Raw genomic sequence first — 19,085 nt, 5'->3', positions numbered from 1 at the left:
GTTAACAGTTTGATGAAATCATCGTATCTAAATGCTAGCTTTCATCACAAAATTGCAGCAATCCAACTAGTTGCGCGACCTAACTAATAAATGTAATGAATCCAATGGATGCGCTTCATTTTAAATTAAATTATCCTAAATAAACAGAAGGATATGCAACTTTTATTAACATAATATTCGTTAGTAAACACAGGAAACAGTTTAGCGTCTTTTACTGAATGTGAAATGTTGATCCAGTGATTTTCGTTAAAAATTTGTAAATTCGCGCTGCGTAATATGATGATATGCATCACATTATTCCCTGCGGGCCAGTCAAAAAGAGTCTCATAAATGCGTTTAACAATCATCCTGGTCGCCCCGGCCAGAGCGGAAAACATTGGTGCGGCGGCACGCGCCATGAAGACGATGGGTTTTACCGATTTACGTATCGTCGACAGTCAGGCCCACCTTGAACCCGCCACGCGTTGGGTTGCGCATGGTTCAGGTGATATTATTGATAACATTACTGTTTTTCCTACCCTGGCAGCGGCTCTGCACGACGTTGAATTTACCGTCGCGACGACAGCCCGCAGCCGCGCGAAATTTCATTACTATGCAACGCCGGCAGAACTGCTGCCCGTGTTGCAGGAAAAGTCCGGCTGGATGAATCACGCCGCCCTGGTGTTTGGACGCGAAGATTCCGGGCTGACAAATGAAGAACTGGCGTTGGCAGATGTGCTGACGGGGGTTCCGATGGTCGCTGATTATCCTTCGCTCAATTTAGGCCAGGCGGTGATGGTCTACTGCTATCAATTAGCAGGTTTAATGCAACAATCCATAAAAGAGACTGAAACATCGGATGAATTTCAGTTGCAGGCATTACGCGCACGAATTGTAAGGTTAATGAGTTCTCTGGATGTGGCTGATGACATCAAACTGGCAGATTGGTTACAGCAACGCATTGGCCTGTTAGGGCAGCGGGACACCGCAATGTTGCACCGTTTGCTGCATGATATTGAGAAAAATATAACAAAATAAAATCTTACCTAAATAGAGTTGTATGGTTTTTTGCTCTGGTTTCAAGTGGGGTTCTCGCTCTGCATTGGTTGAAAGTAAATACGCAGGCAGCAGCTCGTGAACAAGTTTCGGAGTGTGATCAAATTAAAAATTTATTGACTTAAGTCATCAGATACTTTAACCAATATAGGCAGACAGCACAGACAGATAATAATTACAGAGAACACAACATCCATGAAACGCATCAGCACTACCATGATTACAACCATCACCATTACCACAGGTAACGGTGCGGGCTGACGCGTACAGGAAACACAGAAAAAAGCCCGCACCTAAACAGTGCGGGCTTTTTTTTCGACCAAAGGTAACGAGGTAACAACAATGCGAGTGTTGAAGTTCGGTGGTACATCAGTGGCAAATGCAGAACGCTTTCTGCGGGTTGCCGATATTCTGGAAAGCAATGCCAGGCAGGGGCAGGTCGCGACCGTGCTTTCTGCCCCTGCGAAAATTACTAACCATCTGGTGGCGATGATTGAAAAAACCATCGGAGGTCAGGATGCTTTACCCAATATCAACGATGCCGAACGCATCTTTTCCGAACTTCTGACGGGACTCGCTGCCGCGCAGCCGGACTTTCCGTTGGCGCAATTAAAAGCCTTTGTCGAACAAGAATTTGCGCAGATCAAACATGTGTTGCACGGCATCAGCCTGCTGGGACAGTGCCCGGACAGCATCAATGCTGCGCTCATCTGCCGTGGCGAAAAAATGTCGATCGCCATTATGGCGGGCTTGCTGGAAGCACGCGGCCACGGCGTAACGGTCATCGACCCGGTTGAAAAATTACTGGCGGTTGGGCATTACCTCGAGTCCACCGTCGATATCGCTGAATCCACGCGTCGTATTGCTGCCGGGCGTATCCCCGCAGACCATATGGTGCTAATGGCCGGTTTTACCGCCGGGAATGACAAAGGCGAGCTGGTCGTGCTGGGGCGTAATGGCTCGGACTATTCGGCGGCTGTCCTCGCAGCCTGTTTACGCGCAGATTGTTGTGAGATCTGGACTGACGTTGATGGCGTGTACACCTGCGACCCTCGGCAGGTGCCGGATGCCAGATTACTGAAATCGATGTCTTATCAGGAAGCCATGGAGCTTTCCTACTTCGGCGCCAAAGTTCTCCACCCTCGCACGATTACCCCTATTGCTCAGTTCCAGATCCCATGCCTGATTAAAAATACCGGCAACCCGCAAGCGCCCGGTACGCTGATTGGCGCGAGCTGCGACGATGACAATCTGCCGGTGAAAGGGATCTCGAATCTTAACAACATGGCGATGTTCAGTGTTTCCGGCCCGGGTATGAAAGGGATGGTAGGAATGGCGGCGCGCGTGTTTGCCGCCATGTCTCGCGCCGGTATTTCGGTCGTCCTGATCACGCAGTCTTCTTCAGAGTACAGCATCAGTTTCTGTGTGCCGCAGGGCGACAGCGCACGTGCCCAGCGCGCGATGCAGGATGAGTTCTACCTGGAGCTGAAAGAAGGTTTGCTGGAGCCGCTGGCGGTGACTGACCACCTGGCCATCATCTCTGTGGTGGGCGATGGTATGCGGACGCTGCGTGGCATTTCAGCAAAATTCTTCGCGGCGCTGGCCCGTGCCAACATCAATATTGTCGCCATTGCGCAAGGCTCGTCCGAGCGTTCTATTTCTGTCGTGGTCAACAATGACGATGCAACAACCGGTGTCCGCGTTACACACCAGATGCTGTTCAATACCGATCAGGTCATTGAAGTGTTTGTTATCGGTGTCGGCGGTGTCGGCGGCGCATTGCTGGATCAACTCAAACGCCAGCAGACCTGGCTGAAGAATAAACATATCGATCTGCGCGTTTGCGGTGTGGCGAACTCAAAGGCGCTGCTGACCCATGTGCATGGGTTGAATCTGGAAAACTGGCAGGCGGAACTGGCGGAAGCGAAAGAGCCTTTCAACTTAGGCCGTTTAATTCGTCTGGTGAAGGAATATCACCTGCTCAACCCTGTGATTGTGGACTGCACCTCCAGCCAGGCCGTTGCGGATCAATACGCAGACTTCCTGCGTGAAGGTTTCCATGTGGTGACGCCAAACAAGAAGGCGAACACCTCGTCGATGGATTACTACCATCAACTGCGTTTCGCAGCGGAAAAATCGCGGCGCAAATTTTTATATGACACGAACGTTGGCGCGGGCCTGCCGGTGATTGAAAATCTGCAAAACCTGCTCAACGCGGGGGATGAGCTGCAAAAATTCTCCGGGATTCTCTCCGGCTCGCTCTCCTTTATCTTCGGTAAACTGGATGAAGGAATGAGCCTCTCGCAGGCCACCACGCAGGCCCGCGAGATGGGGTACACCGAACCTGATCCGCGCGACGATCTCTCCGGGATGGATGTTGCGCGCAAGCTCCTGATCCTCGCCCGTGAAACAGGTCGGGCGCTGGAGCTTTCCGATATCGTGATCGAACCGGTGTTACCGGAAGGATTTGATGACTCTGGCGATGTGGCGACGTTTATGACGAATCTGCCGCAGCTTGATGACGTGTTTGCGGCACGCGTGGCGAAAGCCCGTGATGAGGGCAAAGTGTTGCGCTATGTGGGCAACATTGAAGAGGACGGCGTTTGCCGCGTGAAGATTGCCGAGGTCGATGGCAACGATCCGCTGTTCAAAGTGAAAAACGGCGAAAACGCGCTGGCGTTCTACAGCCACTATTATCAACCGCTGCCGCTGGTGTTGCGCGGTTACGGTGCGGGCAACGACGTCACGGCGGCGGGGGTCTTTGCCGATCTGCTGCGTACCCTCTCATGGAAGTTAGGAGTTTAACATGGTGAAAGTTTATGCTCCGGCTTCCAGCGCCAATATGAGCGTTGGATTTGATGTCCTTGGCGCGGCAGTGACGCCCGTTGATGGTTCGCTGCTGGGCGATGTGGTCACCGTTGAGGCGTCGGACAGCTTTCGTCTGATTAATCGGGGGCATTTTGCTGACAAACTGCCTTCAACGCCGCGTGAAAATATTGTCTACCAGTGTTGGGAGCGTTTTTGCCAGGAACTTGGCAAGCAAATCCCGGTGGCGATGACGCTGGAAAAAAACATGCCGATAGGTTCCGGGTTAGGTTCCAGCGCCTGTTCCGTCGTTGCTGCGCTGGTGGCGATGAACGAACACTGCGGTAAACCGCTGAACGATACGCGACTGCTGTCCATTATGGGGGAGCTGGAAGGGCGTATCTCCGGCAGCATTCATTACGATAACGTCGCGCCGTGTTTTCTGGGCGGTATGCAGTTGATGATTGAAGAAAACGGCATCATTAGCCAACAGGTGCCAGGCTTTGATGAGTGGCTATGGGTACTTGCCTATCCGGGGATCAAAGTGTCCACGGCGGAAGCCCGCGCGATCTTACCTGCGCAGTACCGCCGTCAGGACTGCATCGCCCACGGGCGGCACCTGGCTGGGTTTATTCATGCCTGTTATTCCCGTCAGCCGCAGCTTGCTGCAAAGCTGATGAAAGATGTGATTGCTGAGCCGTATCGCGCGCGTCTGCTGCCTGGTTTTAGCCAGGCGCGTCAGGCGGTGGCGGAGATCGGCGCGCTGACCAGCGGTATTTCCGGCTCCGGGCCGACGCTGTTCGCGCTGTGCGATAAACCGGATACCGCGCAACGCGTAGCGGATTGGCTGACTAAACACTACCTGCAAAATCAGGAAGGCTTTGTTCATATTTGCCGTCTGGACACGGCGGGCGCACGAGTACTGGGATAATCAATGAAACTCTACAATTTAAAAGATCACAATGAACAGGTCAGCTTTGCGCAGGCCGTTACGCAGGGACTGGGCAAAAATCAGGGATTGTTCTTTCCACATGAACTCCCGGAATTTAGCATGCCCGAGATCGATGAGATGCTGAACCAGGACTTCGTTGTCCGCAGCGCAAAGATCCTCTCAGCATTCATTGGGGATGAGATCCCGCAGGAGATCCTTGAAGAGCGTGTACGCTCTGCGTTTGCCTTCCCGGCGCCGGTGGCTAAGGTCGAAAGCGATGTCGGCTGTCTGGAGCTGTTTCATGGCCCCACGCTGGCATTTAAAGATTTCGGCGGGCGTTTTATGGCGCAGATGCTGACACATATCAGCGGCGATAAACCAGTCACCATCCTGACGGCGACCTCCGGGGATACCGGCGCGGCGGTGGCTCACGCGTTCTATGGCCTGAAAAATGTGCGTGTCGTTATCCTTTACCCGCGCGGAAAGATAAGCCCATTGCAGGAAAAACTCTTCTGTACCCTTGGCGGTAACATTGAAACCGTGGCAATCGACGGTGATTTTGATGCCTGCCAGGCTCTGGTGAAGCAGGCGTTTGATGATGAAGCGCTGAAGCAGGCGCTGGGTCTGAACTCGGCCAACTCCATTAACATTAGCCGTCTGTTAGCGCAGATTTGTTACTATTTCGAAGCGGTTGCGCAGTTGCCGCAAGAGGCACGTAATCAACTGGTGGTTTCTGTTCCGAGCGGTAACTTCGGCGATCTGACCGCTGGCCTGCTGGCGAAATCGCTCGGTCTGCCGGTGAAGCGTTTTATCGCCGCGACCAACGTGAATGACACCGTTCCGCGTTTCTTGCATGACGGGGAGTGGGCGCCTAAGACAACGCAGGCGACTTTGTCGAATGCCATGGATGTCAGTCAGCCGAACAACTGGCCGCGTGTGGAAGAGTTGTTCCGCCGTAAGATCTGGCGCCTGAATGAACTGGGTTACGCGGCGGTAGACGACGCGACGACGCAAGAGACGATGCGTGAGTTAAAAGCGGTGGGTTACACCTCAGAACCCCATGCGGCAGTTGCCTATCGTGCGTTGCGCGATCAATTGCACCCTGGCGAGTACGGCCTGTTCCTGGGAACCGCGCATCCGGCGAAATTTAAAGAGAGCGTGGAGGCTATTCTCGGCGAAACGCTGGATCTGCCAAAAGAGCTGGCGGATCGCGCCGATCTGCCGCTGCTTTCTCATCATCTGCCCGCCGATTTCGCGGCGCTACGTCAGTTGATGATGACGCGTAGCTAGTGACTGTGCCGGATAGCGACGCGAAAGCGTCTTCTCCGGCCTGCGGAACTGTCGTTATGTTTTGTAGGCCGGATAAGGCGTAGCCGCCATCCGGCATGCTTCAATTACTGTTCGTGGCGTTTAAACACCAGTTCACCTTTCCCTGACGCTTCTTCATCAAAGAAATAGCCTTCGCTGTTAAATCCGGTGAGCTGCTCCGGTTTCGTCAGGCGATTTTCAATAATGTAGCGACTCATCAGACCGCGCGCTTTTTTGGCGTAGAAGCTGATGACCTTGAACTTGCCGTTTTTCTCATCAAGGAAAACCGGTTTGATAAGCTCAGCGTTGAGTTTCTTCGGCTTCACGGATTTAAAGTATTCGTCTGACGCCAGGTTGATGACAACCTGATCACCTTGCGCCTTCAGGGCTTCATTGAGCTTTTCAGTGATCGTATCGCCCCAGAATTGGTAGAGATCTTTCCCTTTCGCGTTTTCAAGGCGAATCCCCATCTCCAGACGATAAGGTTGCATCAAATCCAGCGGGCGCAAGACGCCATACAAACCGGACAGCATACGTAAATGCTGTTGGGCGAAGTCAAAATCTGCATCGCTGAAGGTTTCCGCGCGCAGTCCGGTGTAGACATCCCCTTTGAACGCAAGAATAGCCTGACGCGCATTCTCGGGGGAGAAGTTGGGTTGCCAGTCGTGAAAGCGGGTGGCATTGAGGTCGGCCAGCTTGTCGCTTATTCCCATCAGTTTACCAATCTGCGGCGCAGAGAGTTTACGTGCCTCGTGGATAAGCTGCTGGGAGTGATCCAGCAGCTCGGGCAGGGTATGACGCGTAGTCGCCAGCGGGCTCTGATAATCGAGCGTTTTTGCAGGTGAAATAAGAATCAGCATATCCAGTCCTTGCGGGAAATTTACTGCGACTTTAGCAAAAAAAACGACAGAATTGATCGATGGCTGCGATTACCTTGTGTCATCCCGATCGCCAGACGCGTCTTCCCAGCTCCCTGGTGCCAGTTGTTGGCTGATATCAGGATAACGAAGCGGATCAAAGACGGGCCGTACGCCGAGTTTAAGTTGACGCAGGTAATCTCCCGCAAGGGTACACACGACCGGAGAGAGTAACAGTATTGCCGTCAGGTTGGTGATCGCCATGCAGGCCATAATAATGTCGGCCAGTTGCCATACAACCGGCAGGCTCAGTAGCGTTCCCAGAACCACCATACCGACGGTGGTTATCCGCAATATCCAGACATTTCGGACGTTGTCCAACTGAAGAAAAATTAGGTTGTTTTCGGCGTAAATATAGTTGGCGACGATCGAGCTGAAGGCAAACAGCACCACAATCAACGCGACGAATCCTGCTCCCCATTCTCCGGTCAATGAGGTCATCGCCCGCTGAACAAGCTGAATACCTTCGGTCGGCATATAGGTGGTGCCATGGCCAGCCAGTAAAATGATCATGGCGCTGGCCGTACAAATAATCACTGTGTCGGTAAACACGCCAATCATTTGCACAATGCCCTGCGCAGCAGGATGGGGAGGCCATGATGCTGCCGCCGCTGCGGCGTTAGGCGAAGACCCCATACCGGCTTCATTCGAGAACATTCCCCGTTGAAATCCACTGGTGATGGCCTGGCTGAGCGTATAGCCAGCGACACCTGCCGTCGCTTCCTGCCAGCCGAAGGCACTCTTCACGATAGCGATAACGATGCCGGGGAGTTGGTCAATATGCCAGACACAGATCGCCACACTGGCAGCCAGCCACAGCATGGCCATCATGGGGACAAACCACTGCATGATCCGTGCGACACCTTTGATCCCACGAACGATCACCAGCAATGCCAGCGCCGCCAGCGCCAGGCCGGAATAGAGGGGAGGTATGTCAAAAGCAAAATTCAGTGCCCGTGCGACAGAGTTTGCCTGGACACTGTTAAAAATAATACCGTAAGCAATGAGTAAGAAGATGGCAAAGATAACGCCCATCCAGCGCATCCCGAGTCCCCGCGCCATATACCAGGCCGGGCCGCCGCGAAACTGGCCTTTGCTGTCGCGTTCTTTATAGAGTTGGGCGAGTGAGCATTCAGCAAAGGATGTCGCCATACCTATCAGCGCTGACATCCACATCCAGAATACGGCACCGGGGCCGCCTGCGGTTATCGCGACGGCGACGCCCGCTAAATTGCCGCTGCCAACGCGGGCGGCAAGGCTGGTGCAAAGTGCCTGAAATGACGTTAAGCCGCCGGGTTGTGGGGTCAGGCTATTTTTCAGACTTTTGCCAAACTGGCGAATATAGCGAAATTGAACGAACCCGGTACGATAAGTGAACCAACACCCTGCGCCAAAGAGCAGGTAGATCATTACCGAACCCCAAAGTACGTCATTAATAAATGATAAAAAATCAGGCATTAACATCCCTCTTGTTGATGCCGGTACGCTTCTCTATTCCTGTGTAAGCGTTACCAATTCAAATGCAGTATATACCCTGCAAGATGATTGATTACAGAATCGTATGATACACAAGAGTGTGGTCAGTAATGCCGTGCAGGGTCAATGTCGCGTTAAAAACAGCATCGGGCGGATAACCGCATTGTCTTCGGTTGCGATGTCAGTGCGTCGTGTTATCATCAGGGCAGACCGGTTACATCCCCCTAACAAGCTGTTTAAAGAGAAACACTATCATGACGGACAAATTGACCTCCCTTCGTCAGTTCACTACCGTGGTGGCTGACACCGGAGACATCGCGGCAATGAAGCTGTACCAGCCGCAGGATGCCACAACTAACCCTTCTCTCATTCTGAATGCAGCGCAGATCCCGGAATACCGTAAACTGATTGACGACGCCGTTGCCTGGGCTAAACAGCAGAGTCACGATCGCGCGCAGCAAGTGGTTGATGCCACTGACAAGCTGGCGGTGAACATTGGTCTGGAGATCCTGAAACTGGTTCCTGGCCGTATCTCTACCGAAGTTGACGCACGTCTGTCTTACGACACCGAAGCGTCTATCGCAAAAGCGAAACGTCTGATCAAACTCTACAACGATGCGGGTATCAGCAACGATCGTATTCTGATCAAACTGGCTTCCACCTGGCAGGGCATTCGTGCTGCTGAGCAGCTGGAAAAAGAAGGCATCAACTGTAACCTGACGCTGCTGTTCTCCTTCGCGCAGGCGCGTGCATGTGCAGAAGCAGGCGTGTACCTGATTTCTCCGTTCGTAGGTCGTATTCTTGACTGGTATAAAACCAATACCGACAAGAAAGAGTATGCGCCGGCTGAAGATCCGGGCGTGGTTTCCGTGACGGAAATCTACGAGTACTACAAACAGCACGGCTACGAAACAGTGGTGATGGGCGCAAGCTTCCGCAACATGGGTGAGATTCTGGAGCTGGCGGGTTGCGATCGTCTGACAATCGCGCCTGCATTGCTGAAAGAGCTGGCGGAAAGCGAAGGCGCTGTTGAGCGCAAACTGTCCTTCTCTGGCGAAGTGAAAGCACGTCCGGAACGCATCACCGAGTCTGAATTCCTGTGGCAGCACAACCAGGATCCGATGGCTGTAGACAAACTGGCGGACGGTATCCGTAAGTTTGCTGTAGACCAGGGTAAACTGGAAAAAATGATCGGCGACCTGCTGTAATCATTTTTAGCGTGGCCCTGATACGGGTCACGCTAACCCCTCTGAAACCTGTCTGTCCGTCCCTTCGCAGTGTATCATTCTGTTTAACGAGACTGTTTAAACGGAATAATCATGAATACCTTACGTATTGGCTTAGTTTCCATCTCAGACCGCGCCTCCAGCGGTGTTTATCAGGACAAAGGTATCCCGGCTCTGGAAGAGTGGCTGGCCGCCGCCCTGACGACGCCTTTTGAAGTGCAAACCCGACTGATACCGGATGAACAGGCGATTATCGAACAAACGCTGTGTGAACTGGTCGATGAGATGAGTTGTCACCTGGTGCTGACGACCGGTGGAACCGGGCCTGCGCGCCGCGACGTTACGCCGGATGCGACGCTGGCCGTCGCTGACCGGGAAATGCCCGGCTTTGGCGAACAGATGCGCCAGATAAGCCTGCACTTTGTGCCAACGGCAATTCTCTCTCGCCAGGTGGGCGTCATTCGCAAACAGGCGCTGATCCTCAATTTGCCTGGACAACCGAAATCCATCAAAGAAACGCTGGAAGGGGTGAAAGGCGCGGACGGCAAAGCGCTGGTGGCGGGGATTTTTGCCAGTGTACCGTATTGTATACAGCTTCTGGATGGCCCGTATGTGGAAACCGCACCCGACGTTGTAGCATCATTCCGCCCGAAAAGCGCTATCCGCGATACAAACGCCTGAAGTTAACCGTTTCGTGACATAAGCGGTGAAGTGAGTGGAGTATTGAATTGTTTACGGTATAGTAATTTTTAATTTACATACCGCTTAACCAAATCAATAACTCCACTTTACTCATGGTTTGCTATGTCACAACACACACGACCTCTGAATCGTCAGGATTATAAAACCCTTACGCTGGCCGCTCTCGGTGGCGCGCTTGAGTTTTATGACTTCATTATTTTTGTCTTCTTCGCGGCTGTCGTTGGCGAACTGTTTTTCCCTGCTGATATTCCAGAATGGCTCCGCCAGGTGCAGACCTTTGGCATCTTTGCCGCCGGTTATCTGGCGCGTCCGTTGGGTGGCATCATCATGGCGCACTTTGGCGACCTGGTGGGGCGTAAAAAAATGTTCACCCTGAGCATTTTATTGATGGCCGTGCCGACGCTGGCGATAGGTCTGTTACCCACCTTTTCCTCCCTGGGGATTCTGGCGCCGTTGCTGCTGTTACTGATGCGCATTTTGCAGGGGGCGGCCATTGGCGGTGAAGTCCCTGGCGCGTGGGTGTTTGTGGCGGAACATGTTCCTGAACGTCGGATAGGGATCGCCTGCGGGACGCTGACCGCGGGATTGACGGTGGGGATCCTGCTCGGCTCTGTCGTGGCGACACTGATTAACACCAGCATGACTCCGCAGGCAGTACACGATTATGGCTGGCGTATCCCCTTCCTGCTTGGGGGCGTTTTTGGCCTTGTGGCGATGTATTTACGCCGCTGGTTACAGGAAACACCCATCTTCCTCGAGATGCAGCAGCGTAAAGCGCTGGCGCAGGAGCTTCCGGTAAAATCCGTTGTGGTTAATCACCGAAAAGCGGTGGTTGTCTCGATGCTGCTGACCTGGCTTTTGTCGGCAGGTATTGTGGTGGTGATTTTGATGTCGCCAGTCTGGCTGCAAAAACAATACGGCTTTGCGCCAGCGCTGACCCTACAGGCAAACAGCATCGCCACCGTCATGCTGTGTGTGGGGTGTTTGCTGGCTGGACTGGCCGCCGATCGTTTTGGCGCCAGTAAGACGTTCATTGTGGGGAGCCTGTTGCTGGCGTGCTCAAGCTGGTTCTTTTATCACTTATCTGGCGCGCATCCGGAGCAGCTATTCTTTCTTTACGGCGTGGTAGGGCTGTGTGTCGGTGTAGTAGGGGCGGTGCCCTATGTCATGGTCAGAGCTTTTCCGGCGGAGGTTCGCTTCACCGGTATTTCATTTTCTTACAATGTCTCGTATGCGATATTTGGGGGACTGACGCCAATTTTCGTCACCGTGATGATGGGCATTTCGCCGATGGCGCCTGCCTGGTATGTACTGGCGTTATCGCTGATAGGGTTGGGATTAGGAATGTGGCTGCGTCAGGATATGTATTGCCGTGACATCCATGATGAGGCAAAACTGCAGCAAGAGTAAAAAATATCCCCCCGGTCGGGGGGGATATCAACAAACTAGTGTGCTTCGCCGATAGGCAGAATGGTGCGCCCAAACTGCTCGTTCAGCACTTCGCCCATGGCCAGATAGATGGCGCTGGAGCCGCAAATTAAACCCACCCAGCCTGCAAAGTGGATCACCGCCGCATTGCCGCCGATGTTGCCGACAGCCAGCAGAGCAAACAGCACTGTCAGACTCAGGAAGACAAACTGCAGCGCACGGTTGCTCTTCAGCGTACCGAAGAACATAAACAGCGTGAACACGCCCCACAGTCCCAAATACACGCCCAGGAACTGCGTATTGGGTGCATCTGTCAGACCCATTTTCGGCATTAACAGGATCGCGACCAGCGTCAGCCAGAAGGAGCCGTAAGAGGTGAATGCCGTTACGCCGAAGGTGTTGCCTTTCTTGTATTCCATCAGGCCGGCAAAGATCTGCGCGATACCGCCGTAGAAAATCCCCATCGCGAGAATAATACCGTCAAGCGCAAATAAACCCACGTTATGCAGGTTAAGCAGAATGGTGGTCATGCCGAAACCCATCAGGCCCAGCGGCGCCGGATTAGCCAACTTAGTGTTGCCCATAATTCCTCAAAATCATCATTGATTGAATGGTGAAATAGTTCCCCCGATAAATCAGTATCCGTTCGGGGCGCGGCATAATAATCATGGGGATGGGGGCTGTCTATGATCTATCAGGGGTAAAATGAAGTATTTTTACTCAAGTGCGCGGATTACTTTTGAGTGACGCCGATCACACGGCAGTTACACCGTTTATACCGTGCTCATTGAGCCCTCCAAAAGAGACTGCGACGCCGCGCTTTTCGTAAAGGCTCTTTCTGGATTTCGCTCTTATAAAGGTTCCAGAAGAGAGATAAACGCACTTTTCAGGTCGAGGTTCGGTCGTCTTATTATGCTTTTCTGGTGTTTATTTTCGCTTCGCAGTAAAAAAAATTTTTGTGCCCCCCTTGATGACGTAGGTTACGACCCCATCTTGTAGTCAACCGCAGTGAGTGAGTCTGAAAAAAAACGATTCAGGGTAGTTGAAACCGCACGTTTCGCCCTTATTACAGATTCACAACCACATGATGACCGAATTTTTAGTGGAGACGTTTAGATGGGTAAAATTATTGGTATCGACCTGGGTACTACCAACTCTTGTGTAGCGATTATGGATGGCACTACTGCACGTGTGCTGGAGAATGCCGAGGGCGATCGCACCACGCCTTCTATCATTGCTTATACCCAGGATGGTGAAACTCTGGTTGGTCAGCCGGCTAAACGTCAGGCAGTGACAAACCCGCAAAACACCCTGTTTGCGATTAAACGCCTGATTGGCCGCCGCTTCCAGGACGAAGAAGTACAGCGTGATGAAGCCATCATGCCGTACAAAATCATCGGTGCTGACAACGGTGATGCATGGATTGATGTAAAAGGTCAGAAAATGGCACCGCCGCAGATCTCTGCTGAAGTGCTGAAAAAAATGAAGAAAACGGCGGAAGATTACCTGGGCGAACCGGTAACTGAAGCGGTTATCACTGTACCTGCTTACTTCAACGATGCTCAGCGTCAGGCTACCAAAGATGCCGGTCGTATCGCAGGTCTGGAAGTCAAACGTATCATCAACGAACCGACTGCAGCAGCGCTGGCTTACGGCCTGGATAAAGAAGTCGGTAACCGTACTATCGCGGTCTATGACCTCGGTGGCGGTACTTTCGATATCTCTATTATCGAAATCGACGAAGTTGACGGCGAAAAAACCTTCGAAGTTCTGGCGACCAACGGTGATACCCACCTGGGTGGTGAAGACTTCGACAGCCGTATGATCAACTATCTGGTTGACGAATTTAAGAAAGATCAGGGCATTGACCTGCGTAACGACCCGCTGGCAATGCAGCGCCTGAAAGAAGCCGCAGAAAAAGCGAAAATCGAACTTTCTTCTGCGCAGCAGACCGACGTGAACCTGCCGTACATCACTGCAGACGCGACCGGTCCGAAACACATGAACATCAAAGTGACCCGTGCGAAACTGGAAAGCCTGGTCGAAGACCTGGTGAACCGTTCTATCGAGCCGCTGAAAGTTGCTCTGCAGGATGCTGGTCTGTCTGTTTCTGACGTTCAGGACGTTATCCTGGTCGGCGGTCAGACTCGTATGCCGATGGTGCAGAAGAAAGTTGCTGAGTTCTTCGGTAAAGAACCGCGTAAAGACGTTAACCCGGACGAAGCTGTTGCAATCGGTGCAGCGGTTCAGGGTGGTGTACTGACCGGTGATGTGAAAGACGTACTGCTGCTGGACGTTACCCCGCTGTCTCTGGGTATCGAAACCATGGGTGGCGTGATGACAGCGCTTATCAGCAAAAACACCACTATCCCGACCAAGCACAGCCAGGTGTTCTCTACCGCTGAAGACAACCAGTCTGCGGTAACCATCCATGTGCTGCAGGGTGAACGTAAACGTGCCGCTGATAACAAAGATCTGGGTCAGTTTAACCTGGATGGAATCAGCCCGGCGCCGCGCGGTATGCCGCAGATCGAAGTGACCTTCGATATTGATGCCGATGGTATCCTGCACGTTTCCGCGAAAGACAAAAACAGCGGTAAAGAGCAGAAGATCACTATCAAAGCGTCTTCTGGTCTGAACGAAGAAGAAATTCAGAAAATGGTTCGCGAAGCAGAAGCGAACGCAGAATCTGACCGTAAGTTCGAAGAGCTGGTTCAGACCCGTAACCAGGGTGACCATCTGCTGCACAGCACCCGTAAGCAGGTTGAAGAAGCAGGCGATAAACTGCCCGCTGACGACAAAACTGCCATCGAGTCTGCGCTGACTGCGCTGGAAACATCGTTGAAAGGTGAAGACAAAGCAGACATCGAAGCAAAAATGCAGGCGCTGGCTCAGGTTTCCCAGAAACTGATGGAAATCGCTCAGCAGCAGCATGCACAGCAGCAGGCTGGTTCAGCTGATGCTTCTGCAAACAACGCGAAAGATGACGATGTTGTCGACGCTGAGTTTGAAGAAGTGAAAGACAAAAAATAATCGCCCTTTGATTGGGTAATTACTGACACGGGCGAAGAGGTTTTCCTCTCCGCCCGTTTATGCATGTTAAGGGCAGATAAAAAGAGATGGCTAAGCAAGACTACTACGAGATTTTAGGCGTTTCCAAAACAGCGGAAGAGCGTGAAATCAAAAAGGCCTACAAGCGCCTGGCCATGAAATTTCACCCAGACCGTAACCAGGGTGATAAAGAGGCCGAAGCCAAATTCAAAGAGATCAAAGAAGCCTACGAGATCCTGACCGATGCGCAAAAACGTGCGGCTTACGATCAGTACGGCCATGCTGCGTTTGAGCAAGGCGGTATGGGCGGCGGCGGCGGTTTTGGCGGCGGGGCTGACTTCAGTGATATCTTTGGTGACGTGTTTGGCGATATCTTTGGCGGCGGTCGTGGCCGTCAGCGCGCTTCACGTGGTGCTGATTTACGTTACAACATGGATCTCACTCTGGAAGAAGCCGTGCGTGGCGTCACCAAAGAGATCCGCATCCCGACGCTGGAAGAGTGTGATGTTTGCCACGGAAGCGGCGCGAAATCAGGTACCAAACCGCAGACCTGTCCAACCTGTCACGGTTCTGGCCAGGTACAGATGCGTCAGGGCTTTTTCGCGGTACAGCAGACCTGTCCGCATTGCCAGGGCCGCGGGACGCTGATTAAAGATCCGTGCAACAAATGCCACGGTCACGGTCGCGTTGAGAAAAGTAAAACGCTGTCCGTTAAAATCCCGGCAGGCGTGGATACCGGCGATCGCATTCGTCTTTCCGGTGAAGGTGAAGCCGGTGAGCATGGCGCACCAGCAGGCGATCTGTACGTTCAGGTGCAGGTAAAACAGCACCCGATTTTCGAACGTGAAGGCAATAACCTGTACTGTGAAGTGCCAATCAACTTCGCAATGGCGGCGCTTGGCGGTGAGATTGAAGTCCCAACGCTGGATGGCCGCGTGAAGCTGAAGGTGCCTGGCGAAACACAGACCGGCAAATTGTTCCGCATGCGCGGTAAAGGCGTGAAGTCCGTACGCGGTGGCGCACAGGGCGATTTACTCTGCCGTGTTGTCGTTGAAACGCCGGTTGGCCTGAATGACAAGCAGAAGCAACTGTTGAAAGACTTACAGGATAGCTTTGGTGGCCCAACGGGCGAGAAAAACAGCCCGCGTTCAAAAAGCTTTTTCGACGGCGTGAAAAAATTCTTTGATGATTTGACCCGCTAATTGCTTGCATGAGATCGGACAAGGGCCTGAGGTTGAGAAATCTCAGGCCTTTTTTATTATACGTATTCATATGTTTCGGTAAGGCGTAAGACTTTATCTCATCGCAAAAACCGAATTGTTAATCATAAATAATCTAATTTTAACGATCGATCATGCGGGTTAGTATAGTAATTACGAAGTATTCACCTGATTGAGAGAATAAAAAGTGAAACATCTGCACCGTTTCTTTAGCAGCGATGCCTCTGGGGGCATCATTCTTATCATCGCCGCAGCGCTGGCTATGTTGATGGCGAACCTGGGGTGGAGCAGTGGCTGGTATCACGCATTTCTGGAAACCCCGGTACAACTGCGGGTCGGCGCGTTAGAAATCAATAAAAACATGCTGTTGTGGATTAACGACGCACTGATGGCGGTGTTTTTCCTGTTGATAGGGCTTGAGGTCAAACGTGAACTTATGCAGGGGTCGCTGGCCAGTTTGCGTCAGGCGGCTTTCCCGATCATTGCCGCCATTGGGGGGATGATTGTCCCGGCGTTGCTCTATCTGGCGTTTAACTATGCGGATCCCGTTACGCGTGAAGGGTGGGCCATTCCAGCCGCAACCGATATCGCGTTTGCTCTGGGGGTGCTGGCGTTGTTGGGCAGTCGTGTACCCCTGGCGCTGAAAATATTCCTGATGGCGCTGGCGATTATCGACGATCTGGGCGCGATTGTGATTATCGCGCTGTTCTACACCAGTGACCTTTCCGTGATGTCGTTAGGGGTTGCCGCGTTTGCGATTCTGGTGCTGGCCGTCCTGAATATGTGCGGGGTAAGGCGTACCGGTATTTATATTTTGGTGGGCATGGTGTTGTGGACAGCAGTGCTGAAGTCTGGAGTACACGCAACGCTTGCTGGCGTGATTGTCGGCTTCTTCATTCCGCTAAAGGAGAAGCACGGTCGCTCTCCGGCCAAACGTCTGGAGCACGTTTTGCATCCGTGGGTGGCGTATCTGATTCTGCCGCTGTTCGCTTTTGCCAATGCCGGTGTTTCGTTACAGGGGGTGACGATAGACGGTCTGACCTCCATGCTCCCGCTGGGGATTATTGCGGGTCTGTTAATCGGTAAACCGCTGGGTATCAGCGTGTTCTGCTGGCTGGCACTGCGTCTCAAACTGGCGCAATTACCGGAAGGGACGAACTTCCAGCAGATTATGGCCGTCGGGATCTTGTGCGGTATCGGATTTACCATGTCGATTTTCATCGCCAGTCTGGCATTTGGAAATGTCGACCCTGAGCTGATTAACTGGGCAAAACTGGGAATTCTGATCGGATCGTTGTTGTCAGCGATTGTGGGTTATAGTTGGCTTCGTGCCCGCTTAAATACGCCTGTTTAACGGGCGTGGAATGACAAGGGAGCCACCTGTGGCTCCCTTTGCGACATTGTTCAGGGAGAGAAATGAGCATGCCCCATATTAATTACAACCATCTTTATTACTTCTGGCATGTCTATAAAGAAGGTTCTGTTGTGGGTGCCGCAGAGGCGCTGTATCTGACCCCACAAACCATTACTGGCCAGATTAAAGCCCTTGAAGAGCGTTTACAGGGCAAATTATTCAAGCGCAAGGGGCGTGGTCTGGAGCCCAGCGAGTTAGGGGAATTGGTTTTTCGCTACGCGGATAAAATGTTCACGTTGAGCCAGGAGATGCTGGATATCGTGAATTACCGCAAAGAGTCAAACCTGCTGTTTGATGTTGGCGTGGCGGATGCGCTTTCCAAACGTCTGGTCAGCAGCGTGCTGGATGCGGCTGTGGCTGAGGGAGAACAAATTCACCTGCGCTGCTTTGAATCTACGCATGAGATGTTACTTGAACAACTGAGTCAGCATAAGCTGGATATGATCATCTCTGATTGCCCGATAGACTCCACGCAGCAGGAAGGACTCTTCTCCGTGAGGATTGGCGAATGCAGCGTCAGCTTCTGGTGTACTCATCCACTCCCCGAAAAACCGTTTCCTGCCTGTCTGGAGGAGCGCCGGGTATTGATTCCAGGGCGCCGTTCAATGCTGGGACGTAAATTGTTGAACTGGATTAATTCCCAGGGACTAAACGTTGAAATTCTGGGCGAGTTTGATGATGCGGCGTTGATGAAGGCATTTGGCGCCACTCACAATGCGATTTTTGTGGCTCCAACGCTCTATGCGAATGATTTTTATGCAGACGATTCGATTGTTGAAATCGGGCGCGTAGAGAATGTCATGGAAGAGTACCATGCCATTTTTGCGGAGAGGATGATTCAGCATCCTGCGGTACAACGTATTTGCCATGCGGACTACAGCACGCTTTTTGCTCCTGCGGGCAAGTAAGGCGAGTGTGCCGGACAGACATAAAAAAACCCGCTTGCGCGGGTTCTTTTACAAAGCTTCAACACTCAGGCAATTAAGCCAGTTTGCTGATTTGTGCAGTCAGGTTAGCTTTATGACGTGCAGCTTTGTTTTTGTGGATCAGACCTTTAGCAGCCTGACGGTCCACGATTGGTTGCATTTCGTTAAATGCTTTCAGTGCAGTAGCTTTGTCGCCAGCTTCGATAGCTGCGTATACTTTCTTGATGAAAGTACGCATCATAGAGCGACGGCTTGCGTTGTGCTTACGAGCCTTTTCAGACTGAACGGCGCGCTTCTTAGCTGATTTGATATTAGCCAAGGTCCAACTCCCAAATGTGTTCTATATGGACAATTCAAAGGCCGAGGAATATGCCCTCTTAGCCTTCTTTTGTCAATGGATTTGTGCAAATAAGCGCCGTTAAAAATGCAGCACTCGTTGCGTAGTGATGGCGCAGGATTCTACCAGCTTGCTGACTGTGAATACAGCTTTTCCGCGATAAAAATTGAACAGAGCGGCCAGTTTTTTGTATTGATTTGGCCATAACAATGAAAACAAACCTCTTTATGTTTCGCTGCATCAATCGCCGGTTAACCTTGACCGCTGTACAAGGTATACTTTGGCGATTTTCACTGTTTTGAGCCAGAC

At 52.2% G+C, this 19,085-nt stretch carries 16 protein-coding genes, 1 pseudogene and 1 other annotated feature; of the genes and pseudogenes, 13 read left to right on the top strand and 4 right to left on the bottom strand.

Annotated elements, in window-relative coordinates:
* Nucleotides 1-330 precede the first annotated feature (330 nt).
* The 5 genes from ACO7SM_RS18245 (at nucleotide 331) to thrC (ending at nucleotide 6,061) form a co-directional block, all read left to right on the top strand.
* Entirely contained in the window at nucleotides 331-1,017 is a 687-nt protein-coding gene (locus ACO7SM_RS18245; RefSeq protein WP_490468678.1) for a tRNA/rRNA methyltransferase, read from the top strand.
* 213 nt (nucleotides 1,018-1,230) lie between these two features.
* Nucleotides 1,231-1,296, top strand: coding sequence for a thr operon leader peptide (gene thrL, locus ACO7SM_RS18240; protein WP_192614291.1), 66 nt, complete (start codon nucleotides 1,231-1,233; stop codon nucleotides 1,294-1,296).
* Nucleotides 1,232-1,352: a sequence feature (Thr leader region), on the top strand. (Overlaps the previous gene by 65 nt.)
* Nucleotides 1,353-1,377: 25 nt before the next feature.
* Nucleotides 1,378-3,840 (top strand): bifunctional aspartate kinase/homoserine dehydrogenase I, encoded by a 2,463-nt coding sequence (gene thrA, locus ACO7SM_RS18235; protein WP_490468677.1) that lies wholly within the window; start codon nucleotides 1,378-1,380, stop codon nucleotides 3,838-3,840.
* 1 nt (nucleotide 3,841) lies between these two features.
* A complete protein-coding gene (gene thrB, locus ACO7SM_RS18230) occupies nucleotides 3,842-4,771 on the top strand; it encodes a homoserine kinase (protein ID WP_490468676.1) in 930 nt (309 codons plus the stop codon).
* 3 nt (nucleotides 4,772-4,774) lie between these two features.
* Nucleotides 4,775-6,061 carry a threonine synthase gene (thrC, locus tag ACO7SM_RS18225; RefSeq protein WP_490468675.1) on the top strand — a complete coding sequence of 429 codons (1,287 nt, stop codon included), beginning with the start codon at nucleotides 4,775-4,777 and terminating at the stop codon, nucleotides 6,059-6,061.
* A gap of 104 nt (nucleotides 6,062-6,165) precedes the next feature.
* Here thrC and yaaA read toward each other — a convergent pair whose 3' ends face one another.
* Nucleotides 6,166-6,939 carry a peroxide stress protein YaaA gene (gene yaaA, locus ACO7SM_RS18220; protein WP_490468674.1) on the bottom strand — a complete coding sequence of 258 codons (774 nt, stop codon included), beginning with the start codon at nucleotides 6,937-6,939 and terminating at the stop codon, nucleotides 6,166-6,168.
* Between the two features lie 69 nt (nucleotides 6,940-7,008).
* Nucleotides 7,009-8,454, bottom strand: a complete 1,446-nt coding sequence (locus ACO7SM_RS18215; RefSeq protein WP_490468673.1) for an alanine/glycine:cation symporter family protein — start codon at nucleotides 8,452-8,454, stop codon at nucleotides 7,009-7,011.
* A gap of 272 nt (nucleotides 8,455-8,726) precedes the next feature.
* On the opposite strand from ACO7SM_RS18215, the gene tal reads away from it, so the two are divergent.
* The 3 genes from tal to ACO7SM_RS18200 all read left to right on the top strand — a co-directional run bounded on the left by tal (nucleotide 8,727) and on the right by ACO7SM_RS18200 (nucleotide 11,810).
* Nucleotides 8,727-9,680, top strand: a complete 954-nt coding sequence (gene tal / locus ACO7SM_RS18210) for a transaldolase (protein WP_490468672.1) — start codon at nucleotides 8,727-8,729, stop codon at nucleotides 9,678-9,680.
* A gap of 111 nt (nucleotides 9,681-9,791) precedes the next feature.
* Nucleotides 9,792-10,379 (top strand): molybdopterin adenylyltransferase, encoded by a 588-nt coding sequence (gene mog, locus ACO7SM_RS18205; protein WP_490468671.1) that lies wholly within the window; start codon nucleotides 9,792-9,794, stop codon nucleotides 10,377-10,379.
* A gap of 123 nt (nucleotides 10,380-10,502) precedes the next feature.
* Nucleotides 10,503-11,810, top strand: a complete 1,308-nt coding sequence (locus ACO7SM_RS18200) for an MFS transporter (RefSeq protein WP_490468670.1) — start codon at nucleotides 10,503-10,505, stop codon at nucleotides 11,808-11,810.
* Nucleotides 11,811-11,845: 35 nt separating this feature from the next.
* Here ACO7SM_RS18200 and satP read toward each other — a convergent pair whose 3' ends face one another.
* Nucleotides 11,846-12,412: an acetate uptake transporter gene (gene satP / locus ACO7SM_RS18195; protein ID WP_490468669.1), complete on the bottom strand. Its 567-nt coding sequence runs from the start codon at nucleotides 12,410-12,412 to the stop codon at nucleotides 11,846-11,848.
* Nucleotides 12,413-12,944: 532 nt separating this feature from the next.
* On the opposite strand from satP, the gene dnaK reads away from it, so the two are divergent.
* The 4 genes from dnaK to nhaR all read left to right on the top strand — a co-directional run bounded on the left by dnaK (nucleotide 12,945) and on the right by nhaR (nucleotide 18,421).
* The gene (dnaK, locus tag ACO7SM_RS18190) at nucleotides 12,945-14,861 is read left to right on the top strand and encodes a molecular chaperone DnaK (RefSeq protein WP_192611009.1); all 1,917 of its coding nucleotides are present in this window, start codon (nucleotides 12,945-12,947) and stop codon (nucleotides 14,859-14,861) included.
* An 86-nt stretch (nucleotides 14,862-14,947) separates the two neighbouring features.
* Nucleotides 14,948-16,081 carry a molecular chaperone DnaJ gene (gene dnaJ / locus ACO7SM_RS18185; RefSeq protein ID WP_192611010.1) on the top strand — a complete coding sequence of 378 codons (1,134 nt, stop codon included), beginning with the start codon at nucleotides 14,948-14,950 and terminating at the stop codon, nucleotides 16,079-16,081.
* A 205-nt stretch (nucleotides 16,082-16,286) separates the two neighbouring features.
* The gene (nhaA, locus tag ACO7SM_RS18180; protein ID WP_490468668.1) at nucleotides 16,287-17,453 is read left to right on the top strand and encodes a Na+/H+ antiporter NhaA; all 1,167 of its coding nucleotides are present in this window, start codon (nucleotides 16,287-16,289) and stop codon (nucleotides 17,451-17,453) included.
* 68 nt (nucleotides 17,454-17,521) lie between these two features.
* Entirely contained in the window at nucleotides 17,522-18,421 is a 900-nt protein-coding gene (gene nhaR / locus ACO7SM_RS18175; RefSeq protein WP_490470979.1) for a transcriptional activator NhaR, read from the top strand.
* Nucleotides 18,422-18,494: 73 nt separating this feature from the next.
* Here nhaR and rpsT read toward each other — a convergent pair whose 3' ends face one another.
* Complete coding sequence (gene rpsT, locus ACO7SM_RS18170; RefSeq protein WP_142466497.1) at nucleotides 18,495-18,758, bottom strand: 30S ribosomal protein S20; 264 nt, start codon at nucleotides 18,756-18,758, stop codon at nucleotides 18,495-18,497.
* Between the two features lie 105 nt (nucleotides 18,759-18,863).
* Between rpsT and ACO7SM_RS18165 the strand changes: the two are divergent.
* A pseudogene (locus tag ACO7SM_RS18165) lies at nucleotides 18,864-19,078 on the top strand (DUF2575 domain-containing protein).
* The last annotated feature ends 7 nt before the right edge of the window (nucleotides 19,079-19,085 follow it).

This window comes from Citrobacter sp. LJND-P06, assembly GCF_058188415.1.
Note: the sequence above shows the minus strand (reverse complement) of the source record. Positions and strands in the feature narration are given on the sequence as shown.